The organism is Cupriavidus sp. WKF15, assembly GCF_029278605.1.
In the GTDB taxonomy this organism is placed as follows: domain Bacteria; phylum Pseudomonadota; class Gammaproteobacteria; order Burkholderiales; family Burkholderiaceae; genus Cupriavidus.
Genome location: NZ_CP119572.1, coordinates 3,034,273 through 3,055,253 on the forward strand (window position 1 = coordinate 3,034,273; position 20,981 = coordinate 3,055,253).

Below are 20,981 nucleotides of genomic sequence, written 5' to 3' on the forward strand. Positions count from 1 at the left end.
CGCCCGCGGCGCCCGCCAGTCGTGCAATGCGAAAGAAGCTGATTATAACCGTGCGGCGATGCCATCACGGCGGCGACCGGGCCAGGCCAGGCCGCCAGGCCAGGCCTTACTTCAGGCCCAGCACGTCCTGCATGTCGAACAGGCCGTTCGGCTTGTCGGCCAGGAAGCGGGCAGCACGCACGGCGCCATCGGCATAGGACTGGCGGCTCGACGACTTGTGGCTGATCTCGATGCGCTCGCCGATGCCGGCGAACATCACGGTGTGGTCGCCGACGATGTCGCCGCCGCGCACGGTGGCAAAGCCGATGGAATTCGGATCGCGCTCGCCGGTGTGGCCTTCGCGCGCGTAGACCGCGCAGGTCTTGAGGTCGCGGCCCAGCGCTTCGGCGATCACTTCACCCATCTTCAGTGCCGTACCCGAGGGTGCATCGACCTTGAAGCGGTGATGGGCTTCGATGATTTCGATGTCGTACCCCGTGGAAAGCAGCTTTGCCGCCACTTCCAGCAGCTTGAAGGTGGCGTTGACACCCACGCTCATGTTGGCGGCGAAGACAACGCCGATGGACTTCGCGGCTTCCGCCAGCGCGGCCTTGCCGGCTTCGTCGAAGCCGGTCGTGCCGATCACCATCTTGACGCCCAGGCGCTTGGCGACGGCCAGGTGGGCCAGCGTGCCTTCGGGCCGCGTGAAGTCGATCAGGCAGTCCGCACCGGCCAGGCCGGCCTCCAGGTCAGCCGTGATCGCCACGCCGGTATGGCGTCCCAGCAGCAGGCCGGCATCCTGGCCCAGCGCGGGCGAGCCCGGCACATCGAGCGCACCCGACAGCGAGACCTCTTCCGTGGCAAGAATGTGTTCGATCAGCATGCGGCCCATGCGGCCGGATGCGCCAGCAATGGCGATGTTCATGGTGTTTTACCTGGCGATATCGGAAAACGGCCGGTCGCAAAGCGCCGGCCGGAAATCTCGGGGCGGCCGATCCGGGCCGCGGCGGAGCGCTTAGTTCGGCTGCGCAGTGGATTCCTGTTGCGCGTCTGCCGCCGGTGTCGCCGCCGAAGCTGCCGGTGCCGCACCTTCCTGGGCGGCGGGTGCTGCAGGGGCCTCTTGCGGCGCGGCCGTGGCTGCCGCCGGCGCGGGCGCAGGTGCAGGCGCCGCGGCCTGGGTGCCGGAACTTCCCCCGATACCGGGCTTCTGCTCCTTCAAGGCTTTCTTCATGCCGTCGATCTCGGCAATCAGCTCATATTCGGACGGCAGCTCGTCGCCGCCAAACTTCACCAGCTTGTCGCCATCGAAATAGACCGTGAAGCGGCGCTGCTGCACGACCGGGGTATTGCCGCGGCGGAACGAGAAAACGTAGTCCCAGCGATCGTTGTGGAAAACGTCAGTCAGCAGCGGCGTGCCCAGCAGGAACTTCACCTGGTCGCGGGTCATGCCTTCGTGCAGTTGCGAAGCCGCCTCACGCGAAACGAAGTTGCCCTGCACGATGTTGATCCGGTACGGCGTGATGACGTTGGCGACCTTGCGCGAGGTGGAGTCGTAGGTCGAGCAGGCTCCCGCCAGCAGGGCGACGGCCAGCAGGGAAAACACCAGCGTCGGACGCATGGCAGACGAACGGAATGAACGCATGTATCTCGCTTCCAGAGGGAAAGGAAAGTGCCGGCAGGGGCATTTCCGCCGTTCGGCGGTTACCTGGTCGGCCACGGCATCCGGCGGGCTGAAGCCGCCTTCGCTGGCCCTGGCACCGGGCGACTTTTGTCGCCAAAACCCTTATGATTCAACTATCCAGACATTGTACTCTAGGGAGTCACGCCCATGCCGAGTCCGGCGGACCTCAAGAATATCGGCCTGAAGGCGACCGTGCCGCGGCTGAAAATCCTTGAGATTTTTCAGACCAGTGAACAGCGCCACCTGAGCGCTGAAGACGTCTACCGAATCCTGCTCAACGAGCATATGGATATCGGCCTGGCGACCGTTTACCGCGTGCTGACCCAGTTCGAGCAGGCGGGCCTGCTTTCGCGCAACAACTTCGAATTGGGCAAGGCCATCTTCGAACTGAACGAAGGCAAGCACCACGACCACCTGGTGTGCCTCGATTGCGGCCGTGTCGAAGAGTTCTTCGACGGCGAGATCGAGCAACGCCAGCAGAGCATCGCTCGCGAGCGCGGCTTTGCACTGCAGGAACACGCATTGTCGCTGTACGGCAACTGCACCAAGACCGATTGCCCCCACAGACCAAAACGATAAGCCGGCCGCTGCCTTTGCGCGGCGGGACGCAAGCATGAAAAACCGGCGCCACGGCGCCGGTTTTTCATGGGTCCGCGTACGACGCGATCAGGGTGTTTCGATGTCCGGTTCGGCCACCATGCGCAGCGACCTGGCGGCGGGCATGCCGACGAATTCCCCGACCACCTGGCGGAACAGGCCGCGCGCCCACACGAGCATCGGGTGCGTATTGCGGCTGCGGTGCCAGAACATGTTCAGGCCTACCGTGGTGTTCAGCTCGGCCGGCAACGGGAATGCCTTGAGTCCATAGGTTTCGCAGGCCATGTCCTTGGTCAGGGCATTGACGGTGAAGATCATGTCCGTCTGCGCGGCCAGTTCTGCCTGCGCGCGCCATGAATGCACGGTCAGCGTGGCGTTGCGCTTCAGTCCGCGCTGCTGCAGTGCGTAGTCGAGCGGAATCAGCGACGGCGCCGGACGGCCCGCGCCGCCGGAGTGCGCCATGAAGATATGGCCGCAGTCGAGATACTGCTCCAGGGTGCATTGGCCTTTCAGCAGGGGATGGTTCTTGCGCGCGCATACCCACAGGCTCAGCGACGTCACCATCTCCTCGACGATTTCCGGATGCCGCGTCGGAAACGGCGAAAACGCCAGGTCAAGCTCGTTGGCGCGCATCGACGCCACGTCGCTCTCCCAGGAATGGGATTCGACGAGCTTGATATGGAGTTCCGGCGCGAGCTGCTTGATGCGCAACACGAAGCGGTTGAACACCGTGTCGCCGAGTTCGGCGGCAAAGCCGATGCTCAGCGTGCCGGTCGCGACAGCCGGATCGAAATTGTCGGCATCGCCCTCATTGATCGACGACCACAAGTCCAGCATGTCGCGGATCTTGGGGCCCAGTTCGAGCGCGCGCGGCGTGGGCGTGAGCCCGTGCGGCACGCGGATGAAAAGCGGATCGTCGAAGATCTCGCGCAGCCGGCCGAGCGAATGCGACACGGCCGGGGCGGTCATGTGCATTTTCTCCGCGACATAGGTCGCGTTCCGCTTGCTCAGCAGTTCGGTGAAAATCACAAGAAGCTTGGTGTCCACGTTCACCATGATCAGGCCTTGTTCGGATTTATTCTCATGAAAGATGGCCCCGCGACTTGCACTGGCTGCACATCAGATATCAACGGCTCGTTATTAGTGTAAGAGGAAAAAACGGCAGCGGAAAGCAGATTCGGCATTTCGATACTGGCAATGGTGGACATTTTCCCATCAGTATTAGGAAATTCCGTGCCATTTCACGATTTTTCAGCGCTTGCGACCGCCTGCAATTGCATCTGCGTCGGCGTATAGTCGGGTTTCCCCCGACTCCACGCATGCGCTCATGTCATCACATATTCATCCGGTTGAGCTTGCGAAGGCGTACCGTCTGTTGAACCACGGTCCCACTGTACTGGTCAGCGCCGCTGCCGACGGGCACCGCAACATCATGGCCGCCGCATGGGCCATGCCACTGGATTTCGCGCCGCCCAAGGTTGCGGTGGTGCTGGACAAGAGCACCTGGACGCGCCGGCTGCTCGAGCAGAGCGGCGAGTTCGTGCTGCAGGTGCCAACGGCAAGCCAGGTCGACCTGACCGAAGCGCTCGGCTCCAGTTCCGGACAGTCACTCGCCGAACAGCAAGGCACGGACAAGTTCGAGGCGTTCGGCCTGGATGCCTTCGCTGGTACCGCCGTGGGCGCCCCGCTGCTGGCCGGCTGCGCGGCGTGGCTGGAATGCCGGCTGCTGCCCGAGCCGCCGATCCAGCAGACCTATGACCTGTTCCTCGGCGAAGTCGTCGCGGCACACGCCGATGCGCGCGTGTTCAGCAACGGACGCTGGCATTTCGACGGACACGACGCGCTTCGCACCATCCACCACGTGGCCGGTGGCCATTTCCTGGTCGACGGCGACGCCGTGGACGCGCGGCCGCTGGCGGCACGGCGCGGCGGCTGACACGCAAAGAAAAACGCGCCCGAAGGCGCGTTTTTCGTGTCAGGCTGACTGGATTACTTGGCCACCACGCGGGCCATTTCCAGAACCTTGTTCGAGTAGCCCCACTCATTGTCGTACCAGCTCACGACCTTGATGAAGGTGCCGTCCAGCGCGATGCCGGCTTCAGCGTCGAAGATCGAGGTGCGCGCATCGCCGCGGAAGTCCGTGGCCACGACCTTGTCTTCGGTGTAGCCCAGCACGCCCTTCAGCGCGCCCTGGCTCTGGGCCTTCATCTCGGCGCAGATTTCTTCGTACGAGGCCGACTTTTCCAGCTCGACGGTCAGGTCGACCACGGACACGTCCGAGGTCGGCACGCGGAACGACATGCCGGTCAGCTTCTTGTTCAGCTGCGGGATCACCACGCCAACAGCCTTGGCAGCGCCGGTCGACGACGGGATGATGTTTTCCAGGATGCCGCGGCCGCCGCGCCAGTCCTTGTTGGACGGGCCGTCAACGGTCTTCTGCGTGGCGGTGGCAGCGTGAACGGTGGTCATCAGGCCGCGCTTGATGCCCCACTTGTCGTTCAGCACCTTGGCCACCGGTGCCAGGCAGTTGGTGGTGCAGCTGGCGTTCGAGATGATCGCCTCGCCCTTGTACGTGTCGTGGTTGACGCCGTACACGAACATCGGGGTGTCATCCTTGGACGGGGCCGACATGATCACCTTCTTGGCGCCAGCGTCGATGTGCTTCTGCGCGCCTTCCTTGGTCAGGAAGATGCCGGTCGACTCGACCACCACGTCGGCGCCGACTTCGCCCCACTTCAGCTCGGACGGATCCTTGACGGCGGTCAGGCGGATCTTCTTGCCGTTGACGACCAGCGTGTTGCCGTCGACCGACACTTCACCGTCGAAGCGGCCGTGCACCGAGTCGTACTTCAGCATGTACGCCAGGTAGTCGGGCTCGAGCAGGTCGTTGATGGCAACGACTTCGAGGTCCTTGAAGTTTGCGACGGCGGCGCGGAACACCATGCGCCCGATGCGGCCAAAGCCGTTGATGCCGATCTTGATGGTCATGTCTATCTCCTGAGATGCCTGATGCTAGAAAACTGGGGCGTCGGGTTGTCCGCCGGAAAATTATTGCAGCGCGTCCTTGACGGTCCGGACCACGTTGTCGACGGTGAAGCCGAAGTGCTTGAACAACACGCCCGCCGGGGCCGATTCGCCGTAGGTGTCGATGCCCACAACAGCCTGGACCTGGTATTTCCACCAGAAATCCGTCACACCGGCTTCCACGGCCACGCGCGGCACGCCCTCGGGCAGCACGCTGGCCTTGTAGGCGGCTTCCTGCTTGTCGAACACGCTCGTCGACGGGACCGACACCACGCGCACGTGCACGCCTTCGGCGGCGAGCTGGTCGGCGGCGCCGACCGCCAGGCCGACTTCCGAGCCGGTGGCCAGGATCGCGGCGTCAGGGCGGCCCGTCTTCGGGTTGGCGCCGTCGCGCAGCACATAGCCGCCGCGCGCGATATTGGCGCGGGTGGCGTCGTCACGCTGCTGGAACGGCAGGTTCTGGCGGCTGAAGACCAGGCAGCTCGGGCCGTTCTCGCGGCGCACGGCCTGGGCCCAGGCCACGGCGGTCTCGGTGGTGTCGGCGGTACGCCAGACGTCCATGTTCGGGATCAGGCGCAGGCTGGACACATGCTCGATCGACTGGTGCGTCGGGCCGTCCTCGCCAAGGCCGATGGAATCGTGCGTGAATACGAACAGCGAGCGGATCTTCATCAGCGCCGCCATGCGCAGCGCGTTGCGGCTGTAGTCCGAGAACGTCAGGAACGTGGCGCCGTAAGGGATGTAGCCGCCGTGCAGCGCAATGCCGTTCATGATGGCGCTCATGCCGAACTCGCGCACGCCATAGTTGATGTGGTTGCCCCAGGCATCGACACGCACCGCCTGGCTGCCCGACCAGTTGGTCAGGTTCGAGCCGGTCAGGTCGGCCGAGCCGCCCAGGAACTCGGGCAGCACCGGGCCGAAGGCCTCGATGGTGTTCTGGCTGGCCTTGCGGGTAGCGATGGTTTCGGCCTTTTCCTCGCACTTGGCGATGAAGGCATCGACGGCGGCGTCGAAGCTGCCCGGCAGCTCGCCGCGCATGCGGCGCTGGAATTCACCGGCTTCGTACGGATGGCGATCGGCGTAGCCTTCGAACAGCGCGTTCCAGGCCTTTTCCAGGGCCAGGCCGTTGGCCTTGGCGTCCCAGGCGTCGTAGACCTCGGCCGGCACTTCGAACGGGGCGTGGGCCCAGCCCAGCGCCTCGCGCGTGGCCAGCACTTCGGCGCCGCCCAGCGGGGCGCCGTGCACGTCATGGCCGCCTTCCTTGTTGGGCGCGCCCTTGCCGATCTTGGTGCGGCAGCAGATCAGGGTCGGCTTGTCGCTGGCCTTGGCCTGCGCAATAGCCAGGTCGACGGCGGTCACGTTATGGCCGTCGACGCCGCGGATCACGTTCCAGCCGTAGGCTTCGAAGCGCCTGGGCGTGTCGTCGTTGAACCAGTGCACCACGTCGCCATCGATCGAGATGCCGTTGTCATCCCACAGCGCAATGAGTTTATTGAGCTTCAGCGTGCCGGCCAGCGAGCAGGCTTCGTGGCTGATGCCTTCCATCAGGCAGCCATCGCCGAGGAACACATAGGTGTGGTGATTGACGATGTCGAAGCCCGGGCGGTTGAATTCTTCGCCCAGCAGGCGTTCGGCCAGCGCCATGCCGACCGCGTTGGTGATGCCCTGGCCCAGCGGGCCCGTGGTCGTTTCCACGCCGGGGGTAATGCCGTACTCCGGGTGGCCCGCGGTCTTGCTGTGGAGCTGGCGGAAATTCTTCAGCTCTTCGACCGGCAGGTCATAGCCGGTCAGGTGCAGCAGCGCATAGATCAGCATCGAGCCGTGGCCGTTGGACAGCACGAAACGGTCGCGGTCGGCCCACTTTGGATTGGCCGGATTGTGCTTCAGGTGCCGGCCCCACAGTGCCACTGCGATATCGGCCATGCCCATCGGCGCACCCGGGTGGCCGGAATTGGCTTGCTGGACGGCGTCCATGGCAAGCACGCGAATGGCATCGGCCATCAGCTTGGCAGGCTGGGAAGCGAAAGGACTTGTGGCGGGATGAGCGAGGGCGGACATGCGGGCGTAGTGGCGCTGGGCCTGGCGGCAAGAAAACCGCAATTTTAGCAGATGCCGGGAGCAAATCCGGTCGCCGGGGTGCCTGCGGCCAGGCCGGGCACAGGGCGGTAATCGCACGGGAAGTCGTCCGGTTCCGTCCGCACATTGCCGTTACCGCACTTTCGGCGCCGGGGCGCGGACTTCGACAGCGCCGGCCCGCACGCGTAAGATGCACACTCGCACCGCGTGCCTTCAGGCAGCGCGAGGTTTCCCCGACAGGAGACGATCATGACGAGACCGGCCAACACCCCGAGGCTCACCCCTTACCTGACCGTCAGCAACGCACGCAACGCCCTGGACTTCTATCAGCGCGCCTTCGGCTTTGCGGCCGGCAACGTGGTCGACGAGAACGGCGTGCCGACCCATGCCGAAATGCACTATCAGGGCGAACTGATCCTCATGTTTGCACCCGAAGGCGCCTGGGGTAGCACGGCGCGCACGCCGCGCTCGCTCGGCGTGGAGTGCCCGCAGACCTTTTACGTATATTGCGACGACGTCGACGCCATGCACGCGCAAGCGGTGGCGGCGGGGGCCGTCAGCCTGATGGAGCCCGCCGACCAGTTCTGGGGCGACCGCTACTGCATGGTCGAAGACCCGGACGGCTACCGCTGGGGGTTCGGCAGACCGGTGGCCGGCAACCAGGAAGGCAAGGCAAGCTGATGCCGCCGCGTTTCTTTGTCGACAGTGCCGGGGCATTGCTGGCCGCCGGCACGGATTTCGAACTGCCCGAAGCCGTGGTCCGTCATGTGCAGGTGCTGCGCCTGGCGCCCGGCGATGCCATCACCCTCTTCGACGGGCGTGGCGGCAGCCATGCCGCCACGCTGACCGAACTGGGCAAGCGCCATGCGCTCGCGCGCGTAGGCGACCACGATACGACCGAAGCCGAGCCACCGTTCCACGTCACGCTGGCACAAGGGCTGGCCGGCGGCGACAAGATGGACTGGCTGATCGAGAAAGCCGTCGAGCTTGGCGTCGCGGCGATCCAGCCGTTGCAGGCCGCCCGCTCGGTCGTGCGGCTGAGTGGCGAGCGCGCGCAGAAGCGGCAAGCGCACTGGCAAGCCCTGGTCGAAGCCGCTTGCGAGCAATGCGGACGCAATCGCTTGCCGGCGGTCGCGCCGGTCGCTAACTTGGATACGTGGCTGCGTAGCGAGGGCGAAGGTGCGCGGCTGCTGGTGTCGCCGCGCGCCGTTCAATCGCTGCCCGCTTACGTGGCGGCCAACCGGGAAACGATGCTGGCCGGCGGCGTCACGCTGCTGGTCGGACCGGAAGGCGGGCTGGCGCCGGAAGAAGAAGAGGCGGCTTTGCGTGCCGGCTTCACCGCCGTGTCACTCGGCCCGCGCATCCTGCGCACTGAAACTGCCGGGCTGGCATGCCTGGCAACCCTGAACGCCTTGCTTGGCGGATTCTGATGGCGGCGCACGCCATCCTTCAAAAAGGAGTCGACCATGGGACTACTCGATAGCGTGCTGGGCGGGGTGCTCGGGCAACTCGGCGGCACGCGCCAGGGCGAAGGCGAAAGCGCCGGCGGCCTCAACCCCAAGCTGATGATGGCGCTAGGACTACTGGCCATGATGGCGATGCGCCACAAGGGCGCCGCGGACGACGCGGCGCAGGCCAGCCAGGAAGATGGGCTGGGCGGACTGGGCAGCCTCGGCGGTTTGCTGGGCGGACTGACCGCTGGCGCGGGTGGTGGCGGCACCGGCGGGCTGGATCTGGGCTCGCTGCTCGGCGGCCTGCTTGGCGGCCAGGGCGGCGCCCCGGCCAACAGCCAGGCGCTCGGTGCCGCGGCCGGCGGCATTGGCGCGCTGCGCGATGTGCTTGCGCAAGCTGGCCTGGGCGAACAGGTCGATTCGTGGATCGGCGTTGGCAGCAACCAGCCGGTCACGCCGTCGGCGCTTAGCGACGCGCTCGGCGACACGGGCGCCCTCGCCTCGCTGGCCAGCTCCACGGGCATGTCCCAGGAAGACGTGGCAGCGCAACTCAGCGAAGGCCTGCCCGAACTCATCGACCGACTGACTCCGCACGGGCACCTGCCGTCGCAATCCTGAGCGGTCCCAGTCGGATCGGCATTAAAAGCCAAAGCCCGCGACCATCGGCGACGATCGCGGGCTTTGTTTCTTCTTGAACCGGAGCACTAAGCCCCGGAATGCGAACAGCAATCAGGCGAACGAATAGAACACGCGGAACTGGACTTTGCGCTCGGCCCAGAACTCGGCCGCATCGCGGAACACATCCAGCAGCACCTCGCGCGCTTCCTTGTCGAACTTCTGCGCAATCGGCAGACCTTCCAGCACGATCACGAATCCGGGTTGCTGGCCGGCCTTGTGGATCATGTCGGTCAGGCAATCGGCCAGCGCGTCGAAGTTCTTGCCGAAATGCTTGGGGAACGTGAACGATGTCGCGATCGTTTCCAGGATCTCCGCCTTGCTCGCGCAATGGGCGCAGTTCGCATACAGGAAATGCTGGCCAAGTTCGGCGGCAGCCTGGGCAAGGTCAGGCACGCGGAATGCGCGGATCGACTGGACGATGTTCGGGCGCACCGACTTGAACAGGTTCATGGCTCCCTCGGCCCCGTCGGCCCAGTTCGCGATGGCCGGCACAGCGGCCGGAGCGGCGGGCGGAAGTCTGTGCGTGAGCTCTTGGCGCGGCATCATCAGCACGTTGTCGTAAAGGTTCTGGGCCTGATGCTGCGCCCGCTGCCAGCCATCTCCGGCGCCGCGCTCCTCGCGGGCGGCAAGGGCGTCGCCCAATCCGAAAATGTCAGTCATCATTTGGTTATCCGTTTGAAGCTGTTGTAGTGGTCTTCTGTGTAGTAGCAGTCGTTGGCCACGCGCTGGTCACCGCCGCAAACGATCCGCCTTGCTCCCCGGTTCCGGCTGTTCTGGCTCTTGACCGTATATTCACGGTAATAACCGCGTTGTTGTTGAGGGAGGCTGCGTTCGTAATTGCCGAACCGCGAACCATCCTTCTCATAGGGAAATGGGCCGCCGGCCTCAATGCGCTCCAGCGTCTGCCGTGCTTCATTGGGCAGTTGCTGCACGGCAATGGTTCCCGGCAGTCCCTCGGCCTGCTGCTGCCTTGCCAGCGTTGGCTGCGTGAGCGCCAGTGCCAGGACCAGGCCCGACAGGGCCCGCGCCAGCTTGCGCGGGCCGCGCATGGGCCGCTGCCGCTGCTGTTTCAGGGGAATCTGGAAACCCACGTTGGTCTGTCTTGGTTGAACCGGAAATCGAGCCTGCCGCCTGCTGGGTAGACAAGTAATCCGGGCCACCCTGGCCGGCATACAAGCCGCCGACCTCACCGGAGCGCCCGTGGCGAGCGCCTGTATCAAAGGCGTAAGGGTACGCGCATGCAAGCAATTAATCAATCCCGGCCCGGCGCCAGCGCGAAATCCTCAATTGTTTCAACATGTTAATAGAATGTGTGCGCATACTAACCGGCGATGTCACCGCGCAAAAAAAGCCGGGCAAGCCCGGCTTTTTCGCAGTCTGAGTCGTACCCTGGCTTAACGCTTGGCTGCGGCGTCCACCACGACCAGCGAGGTCATGTTGACGATCCGTCGCACCGTCGCCGACGGCGTCAGGATGTGCACCGGCGCTTTCACGCCCAGCAGGATCGGTCCGATGGCGACGTTGTTGCCCGCTGCAACCTTCAGCAAGTTGTATGAGATGTTGGCCGCGTCGATATTCGGGCAGACCAGCAGGTTGGCTTCGCCCTTGAGCGAACCGTCCGGCACCAGGGCGTCGCGCAGCTTCTGGTCGAGCGCGCTGTCGCCGTGCATCTCGCCATCAATCTCGAGTTCCGGCGCACGTTCGCGCAGAATAGCGAGGGTATCGCGCATCTTGCGTGCCGAAGGGGCTTCGGACGAGCCGAAGTTCGAGTGCGATAGCAGCGCCACCTTGGGCTCGATGCCAAAGCGCTTGAGTTCTTCGGCGGCCATCAGCGTGATCTCGGCCAGCTCATCAGCGGTCGGGTCAACGTTCACGTGCGTATCCACCAGGAAGATCTGGCGGCCCGGCAACACCAGGCCGTTCATGGCCGCGTAGACCTTGCTGGTACCGCCCAGCACCTGGTCGATGTAGCGCAGGTGCGCGGCGGTATTGCTGACGGTGCCGCAGATCATGCCGTCGGCCTCGCCCTTCTTGACCAGCATGGCGCCGATCAGCGTGGTGCGGCGGCGCAGTTCGAGCTTGGCGTACTGCGGGGTCACGCCTTCGCGCGCCATCATCCGGTAGTAGACATCGGAGTAATCGCGGAAGCGGTCGTCGTGCTCGGGGTTGACGACGGTGAAATCCACGCCCGGACGCAGACGCAGGCCGAAGCGTTCGATGCGGTGCTGCAGCACTGCCGGGCGGCCGATCAGGATCGGGTTGGCCAGCTTTTCATCGACGATCACCTGCACGGCGCGCAGCACGCGCTCTTCCTCGCCTTCGGCGAAGACAATGCGCTTCTTCGCCATTTCCACCTTGCGGGCAGCGGCGTAGATCGGCTTCATCAGCGTGCCCGAGTGGTACACGAACTGCTGGAGCTGCAGGCGGTAGGCGTCCATGTCCTCGATCGGACGCGAGGCCACGCCGGACTTCATGGCGGCTTCGGCCACGGCCGGCGCCACCCACACGATCAGGCGCGGGTCGAAAGGCTTCGGGATCAGGTATTCCGGGCCGAACGACAGGTCCTGGATGCCATAGGCCGAGGCTACGATATCGCTCTGCTCCTGGCGCGCCAGCTCGGCGATCGCGTTGGCGGCAGCGATTTCCATCTCGCGCGTAATGGTGGTCGCACCGCAGTCAAGCGCGCCGCGGAAGATGAACGGGAAGCACAGGACGTTGTTGACCTGGTTCGGGTAGTCAGTCCGGCCAGTGGCCATGATGGCGTCCGGGCGGACTTCCTTGACCAGCTCGGGCGCGATTTCCGGGTTCGGGTTCGCCAGAGCGAGCACCAGCGGCTTGTCGGCCATGCGCTGGACCATGTCCTGCTTGAGCACGCCGGCGGCGGACAGGCCGAGGAAAATGTCGGCGCCGTCGATCACCTCGCCAAGCTTGCGCTTGTCGGTCTTCTGGCAGAAGCGGGCCTTTTCCGGGTCCATCAGCTCGGTACGGCCTTCATAGACCACGCCGGCCAGGTCGGTCACCCAGATGTTCTCGATGGGCAGGCCCAGGTCCACCAGCAGGTCCAGGCAGGCCAGAGCCGCCGCACCGGCGCCAGAAGCCACCAGCTTGACCTTCTTGATGTCCTTGCCAACGACCGTCAGGCCGTTGATGACGGCGGCAGCAACCACGATGGCGGTGCCGTGCTGGTCATCATGGAAGACGGGGATCTTCATCTTCTCGCGCAGCTTGCGCTCGACGTAGAAGCACTCCGGTGCCTTGATGTCTTCCAGGTTGATGCCGCCGAAGGTCGGCTCCAGCGCAGCAATGATCTGCACCAGTTTTTCGGGGTCTTTTTCGTCGACTTCGATGTCGAAGACGTCGATGCCGGCAAACTTCTTGAACAGGCCGGCCTTGCCTTCCATGACCGGCTTGGAGGCCGCGGCGCCAATGTCGCCCAAGCCCAGCACGGCGGTGCCGTTGGTGATCACGGCCACCAGGTTGCCGCGCGCGGTGTAGCGGAACGAATTCGCCTGGTCGGCGACGATCTCCTCGCACGCAGCGGCGACGCCCGGCGAATAGGCCAGGGCGAGGTCGCGCTGGTTGGACAGCGGCTTGGTCGGCGTGACGGAGATCTTGCCGGGAGTCGGAAACTCGTGGTACTCGAGCGCCGCTTTGCGCAGCGCCTCACGCTGCTGCTGTTTCAGATCGTCTTGGGACGGGGACTGCTGAGGGCTGGTCATCGGCGCATATTCCAATCGGTGGAGCCGTCATTTGACAGGGCTTCGGATGATCGGCGGACCGGCTCCACGTGCCCGCCCATCTCTTCCTCTGGACCCAACATTTTACATTGTGAAATATAATTTCACAATAAGCGTTTTACGGGGACCAGCATTGCGTTTCGGTACAATATGCCCCAAGCCGCAGGCCTTGAACAGCAAGCAACAGTCAATGCTGCCGCCCGCTGCGGTATCTTGCCGAGCCTCTGGCATGGCACCATCCTTGTCCCGTTCCGCCTTTTTTGCCCCGGCGCCGCCCTGGTCCGGTTAGTCCCATGTCCACGATCCGCCGCGCGCAGCTCTCCGAGTTCGACCTGATTCGCCGCTTCTTTACCCGGCCGGTGCGCAAGGCCGTGCTCGGCGTGGGCGACGACTGCGCGCTGATCGACCCGCGGCCCGGCCATCACCTGGCCATCAGCACCGACATGCTGGTCAGCGGCCGGCATTTCTTTGCCGATGTCCCGCCGCGCGCGCTCGGCCACAAGGCGCTGGCGGTCAACTTGTCCGACCTGGCGGCCATGGGCGCCGAGCCGCGCGCGTTCACGCTAGCGCTGGCGCTGCCCGAGGCCGATCCCGCCTGGCTGGAAGAACTGGCCGCAGGCATGCTGGCACTGGCCGACGCCCACGGGTGCGAGCTGATCGGCGGCGACACCACGCGCGGGCCGCTCACGCTGAGCCTGACCGTATTCGGCGATGTACCGCCGCGCGCCGCGCTACGACGCGATGCCGCACGTCCGGGCGACGATATCTGGGTGTCGGGCACGCTCGGCGACGCCCGCCTGGCCCTTGGCGACTGCCGCGGCGAATGGCTGCTGCCCGAACCGGAATTCAGCCGCGTGCGCCCGCGCATGGAAACGCCGTCCCCACGCATTGCGCTAGGCCTTGCGCTGCGTGGCGTGGCGCATGCTGCACTGGATATCTCCGATGGGCTGATCGGCGACCTTGGCCACATCCTGGCGCGTTCGCAAGTGGGCGCCTTGCTCGATGTCGATGCGCTGCCGCGCTCGGAAGTGCTGGCCGGCCAGCCCGAAGCCCTGCAGCGCGAGTGCGTGCTGGCCGGCGGCGACGACTACGAACTCTGCTTCACCGCGCCGATCGGCAACCGCGAGGCCATCGCCGCGATCGCGGATCGCCTGGAATTGCCGCTGACCCGGGTCGGCGCGATCACGCCCGAGCCGGGACTGCGACTGGTCGACCGCCATGGCAGCCCGGTGACCTACGCCGGCGCCAGCTTCGACCACTTCGCCTCGCCCTGACAGCCGGCACGCGAGCGTGTCATGATGCCGGCATAGGCTGCGCCGGCATGCCCGGGAGGGAACCCCGGGAAACTGGCACGCAAGGCGCCGCAGACATAAAACATAAGCACACGAGCCAAATTCTGATGTCGACCTCCCCTCCCGCGGCCGCGCCGCGCGACCCCGCCATGACCCTCGCAGCCGGGCAAACCGCCAAGGTCACCCGGCCCACGGCCCGTTTCATGCTGGCGCACCCGGCGCACCTGATCGCCCTCGGCTTCGGCTCCGGCCTGTCGCCGGTCAGCCCCGGTACCGTGGGCACGCTCTACGGGTGGCTGTCCTTTGTCGTCATCTCGCTGTGGATCGAGCCGACCACCTGGCTGTGGATCATCGGCGCCGGCTTCCTGATCGGGCTATGGGCCTGCGCGCGCACAGCGCGCGACATGGGCGTGCACGACCACGGCAGCATGGTCTGGGACGAGATCATCGCGTTCTGGCTGGTGCTGACCTTTGTCACGCCCACGGGCCTCTGGGGCCAGTTCGCCGCCTTCCTGTGGTTCCGGCTGTTCGATATCGCCAAGCCGGCACCCATCGCCTATTACGACCGCACGCTCAAGGGCCCGGGGCTGCGCGGCGCGTTCGGCGTGATGTTCGACGACATCTTCGCGGCGTTCTACACCCTGCTGGTGTTCGCGCTGTGGCGGTCGTTCTGACGTCTTCGCCTCAGCCGCACCGTTCGTCCGCCAAGTCCCCTCAATCGCCAGGCAACTTTCATTTATGTCCATCAGCCGCTTGCTCGACCAGCTGGCCATCCAGGCCGGCGTAGCCCTTGCCGAAAGATCGCTGATGCTAGCCACGGCCGAGTCCTGCACGGGCGGGCTGGTGGCCGCCGCCATCACCGACGTGTCCGGCTCGTCCGGATGGTTCGAACGCGGCTTTGTCACCTACTCGAACGAGGCCAAGTGCACCATGATCGGCGTGCCCGCCAAGCTGATCCGCGATCATGGCGCCGTCAGCGAGGAAGTCGCGAAGGCCATGGCGGAAGGCGCGCTGCTCAATAGCCGCGCACAGGTATCGCTGGCGATCACCGGAGTAGCCGGGCCGAACGGCGGCACGCCCGACAAGCCTGTCGGCATGGTCTGCTTTGGCTGGAGCAACCGCATCACCACGCGCACCGAGACCCAGCGCTTCAAGGGCGACCGCGCGCAGATCCGTCGCCAGGCCGCGGAGCACGCCATGCGCGGGCTGCTCGAACTGGTACGCAACGAGGCCTGAAACGACAAAGGGCCGCGCCCGGTGCGGCACGGCCCTTGTTGTCCAACTTTGCCCAATTGTCATGATGCTGCCCGCCGCCAGGGCGGCGCGGCTCACCCGTGGCGGTAGCGGTTGATGAGGTCCCGCGTCTGCAACGCCACATTGCGCGCCGCCGTGGCGAAATCCTTCTCGCCGCTGGCATAGAGGATGGCGCGCGACGAGTTGATCATCATGCCGGTGCCGTCTGCCGTGCGGCCAGCCTTCACGGTGGCTTCGATATCGCCGCCCTGCGCGCCGATGCCCGGGATCAGCAGCGGCATATCGCCGACGATCTGGCGCACGCGCGCGATCTCGTTCGGGAAGGTGGCACCGACCACCAGGCCCATCTGGCCCGTGGTGTTCCAGCGCTCCCTCGCCGCCTCGGCTACCAGCTGATAAAGCGGCTTTCCATCCACCTGCAGGAACTGTACGTCCGATCCGCCCGGGTTGGATGTCCGGCACAGCACGATCACGCCGCGGTCCGGATAGGCCAGGTACGGCTGCATCGAATCGAAGCCCATGTAGGGGCTCACGGTCACGGCATCCGCCTTGTAGCGCTCGAACGCTTCACTGGCGTAGTGCTCCGCGGTGGAGCCGATATCGCCGCGCTTGGCGTCCAGGATCACCGGGATACCCGGGTGGGCATCATGGATATAGTGGATCAGCTGCTCGAGCTGGTCTTCGGCGCGCTGCGAATGGAAGTAGGCGATCTGCGGCTTGAACGCGCAGACCAGGTCGGCGGTGGCGTCGACGATCTCGCGGCAGAAGGAGAAGATCGCGCCGCCCGTCCCGGTCAGGGACAGCGGCAGCTTCTGCGGGTCAGGATCAAGTCCGACGCAGAGGAGGGAATCATTGCGCTGCCAGGCGGCAGACAGCTGCTCGATGAAGGTCATGGGCTACTCGATATCCTGGTTGCGCCGGCGCCGCCGGCGCATGGCGGGCGACCCGGCCGCTGCGGGCTGGGGCGGATGCGCCCCTCCTGTATCGCAGCATATGTCGTTTCCGGCAATTTTACCCGCTGCGTGCTAGCGTTTCGCGCTCAAAGTCAAAACAAAGAGCGGCGTGGCACGCAGCCCGCCATCCATGTCTCTCGATCGCGGCGGCCTCATCCTGCTGGTCATCCTGACCGTTGCCTGCAGGCCGGCGCGGCGCGTGGAGATTTCACTTAACAAGCCCCCCCGCGTTGGGCTACACTCGCGGCCATCACAATCCCGGAGAAACTACGTGGGCAGTAGCATCGGGTGTTCGAGTTGCCGCGGTAACGCAGCTTCGTCGGATGCCATGTCACTGCGGGCTACGTAGACGAATCGCCGGAGCCGCCACGCGCTCCCGCCTCGTCGCATCGCCCGCAGAATCCATGCGGGCGAGTGTTTTTCCGTGTCGCCGGCGGCCGCCGCAGCGCGTGCCGTGCCATTGCGGATCTTCCCTCTCCCGGCCTGCCAGCCACCCCAGGCAAACGCCATCGCCTTGCGCCCGCCGGCCTGACGCCGTTTCGCGCAGCGCGATCACGCTTGCCCGTGATTCCGCACTGAACCGGTCCGGACCACCTGGGATGCGGCGAGCCAGCCTGCGCTTGTCTTCGCGCTTGTCTTTGTTTTTTCGTCGCAATCAGCATTAGCAATAAGGAATCCCGGGGATGATCAACCTGTTCGTCCTGCAAAAAGGCCGGCTTGCCCAGGAGCAGGTCGACGAGCGCAACGAGCTGCTGCAGCACAAGCCGATCTGGATCGACGTCGTCAGCCCCGACGACGAGGAACTGGCCTGGATCAAGGAAGCCTACGGCGTAGCTCTGCCGGAACTGGAAGACCTGGGCGACCTGGAAGCGTCCGCGCGTTATTTCGAAGGCGAGGACGAGAACATCCACATCCGCACCGACTTCCTGCTCGACGAGGAAGAGGCGTCGCGCAACGTGCGCGTGGCCTTCGTGCTCACGCGCGACGTGCTGTTCTCCATCCACGACGAAGACCTGCCGGTGTTCCGCCTGGTGCGGCTGCGCGCGCGCATGCGCCCGGGCTCGGTGCGCAACGCCAAGGACGTGCTGATGGACCTGTACGCGACCGACGCGGAATACTCGGCCGACTCGATCGAGGAAGTCTACGAACGCCTGGAAGAAGCGAGCCGCCGCGTGCTGGCCGAGAACGTGACCGACGCCGCCGCCGCCGACGTGCTGGAAACCATCGCGCGCGAGGAAGACCTGAACGGCCGCATCCGCCGCAACGTCATGGACACGCGCCGCGCGGTGTCCTTCCTGATGCGCAGCCAGCTGCTGTCGGCCGAGCAGCAGGACGAGGCGCGCCAGATCCTGCGCGACATCGACTCGATCGAGAACCACACCGCGTTCCTGTTCGACAAGATCAACTTCCTGATGGATGCGACCGTCGGTTTCATCAACATCAACCAGAACAAGATCATCAAGCTGTTCTCGGTGGTGTCGGTGGCGCTGATGCCGCCCACGCTGATCGCCAGCATCTACGGCATGAACTTCAAGATCATGCCGGAACTGGACTGGGCCGCGGGATATCCGTGGGCGATTGCGCTGATGGCGGTGTCGGCGGCCATTCCGCTGGTGTATTTCCGGCGCAAAGGCTGGTTGAGCTAAGGGTCCGGGGCTGAGTCCAGGCGGCGGTTGACGCCCGTTAATCCGGCAGCGTCGCCGCCCCCATCCGCCTTGCGATGATGCCTGCCTTCACCTTGAAGTTGATGCGCACATTGGCGCAGTACTGCTTCTTGTCGAAGCACTTCGGCGCCGGCAGCGCCGCCGCCAGGCGCGCGGCCTGGCCCACGCCGAGCTTCGCGGCGCTGGTACGGAAATAGTGCTGGGCCGCGGCTTCCGCGCCGAACACGCCCTCGCCCCACTCCACGGAATTCAGGTAGATCTCGAAGATGCGCTGCTTGTCCAGCCAGAACTCCAGCATCCATGTGATGGCCAGTTCCTGGCCCTTGCGCAGGTAGTGCTGCTCCGGCGACAGGAACAGGTTCTTGGCGAGCTGCTGCGTGATGGTGGAACCGCCGCGCACGACGCGGCCGCGCTTCTTGTTGCGCTCCCAGGCATCGAGCATGGCGTCGATCTCGTAGCCGGGATGATTGACGAAGTCCGCGTCCTCGCTCGCGATGACCGCCCGCTTGAGGTTGCGCGAGATCTGGTCGTACGGCACCCAGCGGCGGTCGATGTTGCAGTTCCAGACGTTGAAGCCGCACAGGCGCCAGCGCTCGGCGCGCATGAATGACGTGGACGAGGGCGTCACGTACTGCCAGGCCGCGATCTGCAGGAAGAAGTAGGCCTGCATCGCAAGAATGCCGGCCGCCACGCACGCGATCAGGTAGCCGGCCCAGCGCATCGGGGCAAACGCCGTGCCGGCGGCGCGCAGGGTGCGCTGTCGGGTGGCCACGGGGTGCTGGCGGCGGTTCAGCCCTTGCGCTCGGCCTGCAGCGCGGCGCGCAGGTCGGCCAGCACGGGCGCGGTGCGCGGACGTACGCCGCGCCAGATGTAGAAGGCCTCCGCGGCCTGCTCGACCAGCATGCCCAGCCCATCGGCCGTGCGCGCGCCGCATTGCGCGGCATGGCGCAGGAACACGGTCGGCTCGGCGCCGTACATCATGTCGTACGCCAGCACGCCTTCGCCGAGCAGGAACGCCGGCACCGGCGGCAGTTCGCCATGCAGGCTGCTCGACGATGCGTTGATGACCACATCGCAGGCCTCGTCCTCGGACAACTGCTCGAGTGCATCGAGACCGCCGCCCCACAGCTCCACGCCGTAGGCGTCGGCTGCTTCCACGAATTCCTCGAGCATGTCGCTCGCGCGGGAAGCCGTGCGGTTGGCCACCACGATGCGCGAAGGCCGGCATTCGATCAGCGGCAGCATCGCGCCCATGGCCGCGCCGCCCGCGCCCAGCAGCAGCACGCGCTGGCCTTCCAGCAGCGTGTCGAGATTGTCCTGGATGTCGCGCACCAGCCCAATGCCATCGGTGTTGTCGCCGTGGATCAGCCCGTCCTCGATCCACATCGTGTTGACCGCGCCAGCAGCTTCGGCACGCTCCGTCAGGCGGTCGGCCAGGTCATAGGCCTGCAGCTTGAACGGCACGGTCACGTTGAAGCCGTGGCCGCCGTCGGCCAGGAACGCGCGCACGGTCTCGGCGAACGCGTCGAGCGGCGCTTCCAGGCGTCCGTACTCGACGGCCTCGCCGGTCTGCTGCGCAAACGCGGCGTGGATGAATGGGGAGCGGCTGTGCGCGACCGGGTTGCCGACCACGACGTAGCGGTCAGCCGGCTGGGTAGGTTCAGTGGAGGTCATCAGCGGGCCTGCAAGCGGGTTTCCAGCCCGCTGCGCGAGAACTTGAATGTGGAAATGACTTCGAGGATGTCCTGGCGCGCCGTCATCTCGGCCGTGAACGGGCCGAACGGCGCGGCAGCGCGGACAATGGCAACGGCCTGGCGGTCCAGCGCCGGATCGCCCGAGCTCTTGACCACGTCGATGGCATCGACGTTGTAGCCGTCGCGGTTGTAGCCAAGCTTGCCCAGACGGTTCACGTTGATCACCAGGATCAGCTGGCCGTACAGCGGCTTGCCCTTGCTTTGCGGGAAATCGCTGGTGCCGCGCGCCTCGATCTTGCGGCGCAGGCGGTCATAGTACTGCGCGTAGTCGACCTCGCGCGCGCTCGTGGCGGTGAGCTGGTAGCGCTTGGGCCGCTTGGCGTAGTGCTCCATATTGCGGCCGATCTCCGCTTCCAGCTTGGCCATCTCGTCCGTCGAGGTACGCTCGTCCTGGCCGCGCAGCGGATTGTCCTGGCGCTGCTCGCCAGGCTTGAGCGGCTGGCTGCGCACGGCCGGGGCAGCTTCGCGCGACTGCGTCATCAGGCGCTGCTGTTCCAGCTCGAGTTGCTCGACGCGGCGCTGCACCTGGCGCACCAGGTCGCCGTCCTGCGACACGGTCTGTGCCGGCAGCGGCGTGGTGGCGCGCTGCTGGTCGTGGTCGCCGCCGCCATCGAGGTTGGCCTGTGCCAGCACGGTCGCGTTGCGCGGCTTCTGCGCGGACTTGGAATTGACCAGCACCACGTCCAGCGCCGCATCCGTGCGCTTGATCTCGAACACCTCGGGTGCCGCGATCCGGACCATCAGCAGCACCACGTGCACGACGACCGAGATGGCCAGCGCCTTGGCCAGCGTATTGCTGGCATGCCACCAGTGGCGGGGATCGACGAGAGCGGCGTTCACG

At 65.6% G+C, this 20,981-nt stretch carries 21 protein-coding genes; 9 read left to right on the plus strand and 12 right to left on the minus strand.

Annotated features, from left to right (window positions below):
• Positions 1-106 precede the first annotated feature (106 nt).
• Both dapB and CupriaWKF_RS14070 read right to left on the minus strand, forming a co-directional pair.
• Entirely contained in the window at positions 107-904 is a 798-nt protein-coding gene (dapB, locus tag CupriaWKF_RS14065; protein WP_276098461.1) for a 4-hydroxy-tetrahydrodipicolinate reductase, read from the minus strand.
• Between the two features lie 90 nt (positions 905-994).
• Positions 995-1,621: an outer membrane protein assembly factor BamE gene (locus CupriaWKF_RS14070; RefSeq protein WP_276098462.1), complete on the minus strand. Its 627-nt coding sequence runs from the start codon at positions 1,619-1,621 to the stop codon at positions 995-997.
• A 186-nt stretch (positions 1,622-1,807) separates the two neighbouring features.
• On the opposite strand from CupriaWKF_RS14070, the gene fur reads away from it, so the two are divergent.
• Entirely contained in the window at positions 1,808-2,239 is a 432-nt protein-coding gene (gene fur / locus CupriaWKF_RS14075) for a ferric iron uptake transcriptional regulator (RefSeq protein WP_276098463.1), read from the plus strand.
• Positions 2,240-2,326: 87 nt separating this feature from the next.
• Here the strand turns inward: fur and CupriaWKF_RS14080 are convergent, their stop codons facing one another.
• Complete coding sequence (locus tag CupriaWKF_RS14080) at positions 2,327-3,313, minus strand: LysR family transcriptional regulator (RefSeq protein ID WP_276098465.1); 987 nt, start codon at positions 3,311-3,313, stop codon at positions 2,327-2,329.
• Positions 3,314-3,584: 271 nt separating this feature from the next.
• Between CupriaWKF_RS14080 and CupriaWKF_RS14085 the strand changes: the two genes are divergently transcribed.
• Positions 3,585-4,193, plus strand: coding sequence for a flavin reductase family protein (locus CupriaWKF_RS14085; protein ID WP_276098466.1), 609 nt, complete (start codon positions 3,585-3,587; stop codon positions 4,191-4,193).
• 53 nt (positions 4,194-4,246) lie between these two features.
• Here CupriaWKF_RS14085 and gap read toward each other — a convergent pair whose 3' ends face one another.
• Together gap and tkt are read right to left on the minus strand one after the other, a co-directional pair.
• Positions 4,247-5,245 carry a type I glyceraldehyde-3-phosphate dehydrogenase gene (gene gap, locus CupriaWKF_RS14090; RefSeq protein WP_276098467.1) on the minus strand — a complete coding sequence of 333 codons (999 nt, stop codon included), beginning with the start codon at positions 5,243-5,245 and terminating at the stop codon, positions 4,247-4,249.
• A gap of 60 nt (positions 5,246-5,305) precedes the next feature.
• A complete protein-coding gene (gene tkt / locus CupriaWKF_RS14095) occupies positions 5,306-7,339 on the minus strand; it encodes a transketolase (RefSeq protein ID WP_276098468.1) in 2,034 nt (677 codons plus the stop codon).
• A 267-nt stretch (positions 7,340-7,606) separates the two neighbouring features.
• Between tkt and CupriaWKF_RS14100 the strand changes: the two genes are divergently transcribed.
• From CupriaWKF_RS14100 to CupriaWKF_RS14110, 3 genes are read left to right on the plus strand one after another with little or no spacing between them, the layout of a single operon-like run.
• Complete coding sequence (locus CupriaWKF_RS14100; protein WP_276098469.1) at positions 7,607-8,038, plus strand: VOC family protein; 432 nt, start codon at positions 7,607-7,609, stop codon at positions 8,036-8,038.
• Positions 8,038-8,787, plus strand: coding sequence for a 16S rRNA (uracil(1498)-N(3))-methyltransferase (locus CupriaWKF_RS14105; RefSeq protein ID WP_276098470.1), 750 nt, complete (start codon positions 8,038-8,040; stop codon positions 8,785-8,787). Before CupriaWKF_RS14100 ends, CupriaWKF_RS14105 begins: the two co-directional genes overlap by 1 nt.
• A gap of 36 nt (positions 8,788-8,823) precedes the next feature.
• Positions 8,824-9,426, plus strand: coding sequence for a YidB family protein (locus CupriaWKF_RS14110; protein ID WP_276098471.1), 603 nt, complete (start codon positions 8,824-8,826; stop codon positions 9,424-9,426).
• 111 nt (positions 9,427-9,537) lie between these two features.
• Here the strand turns inward: CupriaWKF_RS14110 and CupriaWKF_RS14115 are convergent, their stop codons facing one another.
• From CupriaWKF_RS14115 to CupriaWKF_RS14125, 3 genes are all read right to left on the minus strand, one after another.
• Entirely contained in the window at positions 9,538-10,149 is a 612-nt protein-coding gene (locus CupriaWKF_RS14115; protein ID WP_276098472.1) for a barstar family protein, read from the minus strand.
• Positions 10,146-10,535, minus strand: a complete 390-nt coding sequence (locus tag CupriaWKF_RS14120) for a ribonuclease (RefSeq protein ID WP_276100809.1) — start codon at positions 10,533-10,535, stop codon at positions 10,146-10,148. The genes CupriaWKF_RS14115 and CupriaWKF_RS14120 overlap by 4 nt, the downstream gene beginning before the upstream one ends.
• A 345-nt stretch (positions 10,536-10,880) precedes the next feature.
• Entirely contained in the window at positions 10,881-13,205 is a 2,325-nt protein-coding gene (locus tag CupriaWKF_RS14125; protein ID WP_276098473.1) for an NADP-dependent malic enzyme, read from the minus strand.
• Positions 13,206-13,516: 311 nt separating this feature from the next.
• Between CupriaWKF_RS14125 and thiL the strand changes: the two genes are divergently transcribed.
• The 3 genes from thiL to CupriaWKF_RS14140 all read left to right on the plus strand — a co-directional run bounded on the left by thiL (position 13,517) and on the right by CupriaWKF_RS14140 (position 15,751).
• Positions 13,517-14,497: a thiamine-phosphate kinase gene (gene thiL / locus CupriaWKF_RS14130; protein WP_276098474.1), complete on the plus strand. Its 981-nt coding sequence runs from the start codon at positions 13,517-13,519 to the stop codon at positions 14,495-14,497.
• Positions 14,498-14,622: 125 nt separating this feature from the next.
• Complete coding sequence (locus tag CupriaWKF_RS14135) at positions 14,623-15,189, plus strand: phosphatidylglycerophosphatase A (protein ID WP_276098475.1); 567 nt, start codon at positions 14,623-14,625, stop codon at positions 15,187-15,189.
• Positions 15,190-15,253: 64 nt separating this feature from the next.
• Positions 15,254-15,751, plus strand: coding sequence for a CinA family protein (locus tag CupriaWKF_RS14140; RefSeq protein WP_276098476.1), 498 nt, complete (start codon positions 15,254-15,256; stop codon positions 15,749-15,751).
• Positions 15,752-15,843: 92 nt separating this feature from the next.
• On the opposite strand, the gene pyrF is transcribed toward CupriaWKF_RS14140, so the two are convergent.
• Positions 15,844-16,662: an orotidine-5'-phosphate decarboxylase gene (gene pyrF / locus CupriaWKF_RS14145; protein ID WP_276098477.1), complete on the minus strand. Its 819-nt coding sequence runs from the start codon at positions 16,660-16,662 to the stop codon at positions 15,844-15,846.
• A 743-nt stretch (positions 16,663-17,405) separates the two neighbouring features.
• Here pyrF and corA point away from each other — a divergent pair.
• On the plus strand, positions 17,406-18,368 hold the full coding sequence (gene corA, locus CupriaWKF_RS14150) for a magnesium/cobalt transporter CorA (protein WP_211945766.1): 963 nt from the start codon (positions 17,406-17,408) through the stop codon (positions 18,366-18,368).
• Positions 18,369-18,405: 37 nt separating this feature from the next.
• Here corA and mtgA read toward each other — a convergent pair whose 3' ends face one another.
• The 3 genes from mtgA to CupriaWKF_RS14165 form a co-directional block, all read right to left on the minus strand.
• The gene (mtgA, locus tag CupriaWKF_RS14155; protein WP_276100810.1) at positions 18,406-19,107 is read right to left on the minus strand and encodes a monofunctional biosynthetic peptidoglycan transglycosylase; all 702 of its coding nucleotides are present in this window, start codon (positions 19,105-19,107) and stop codon (positions 18,406-18,408) included.
• A 68-nt stretch (positions 19,108-19,175) separates the two neighbouring features.
• Positions 19,176-20,060: a shikimate dehydrogenase gene (gene aroE, locus CupriaWKF_RS14160; protein ID WP_276098478.1), complete on the minus strand. Its 885-nt coding sequence runs from the start codon at positions 20,058-20,060 to the stop codon at positions 19,176-19,178.
• The gene (locus CupriaWKF_RS14165) at positions 20,060-20,980 is read right to left on the minus strand and encodes a TonB family protein (protein ID WP_276098479.1); all 921 of its coding nucleotides are present in this window, start codon (positions 20,978-20,980) and stop codon (positions 20,060-20,062) included. The genes aroE and CupriaWKF_RS14165 overlap by 1 nt, the downstream gene beginning before the upstream one ends.
• Between the last annotated feature and the right edge of the window lies 1 nt (position 20,981).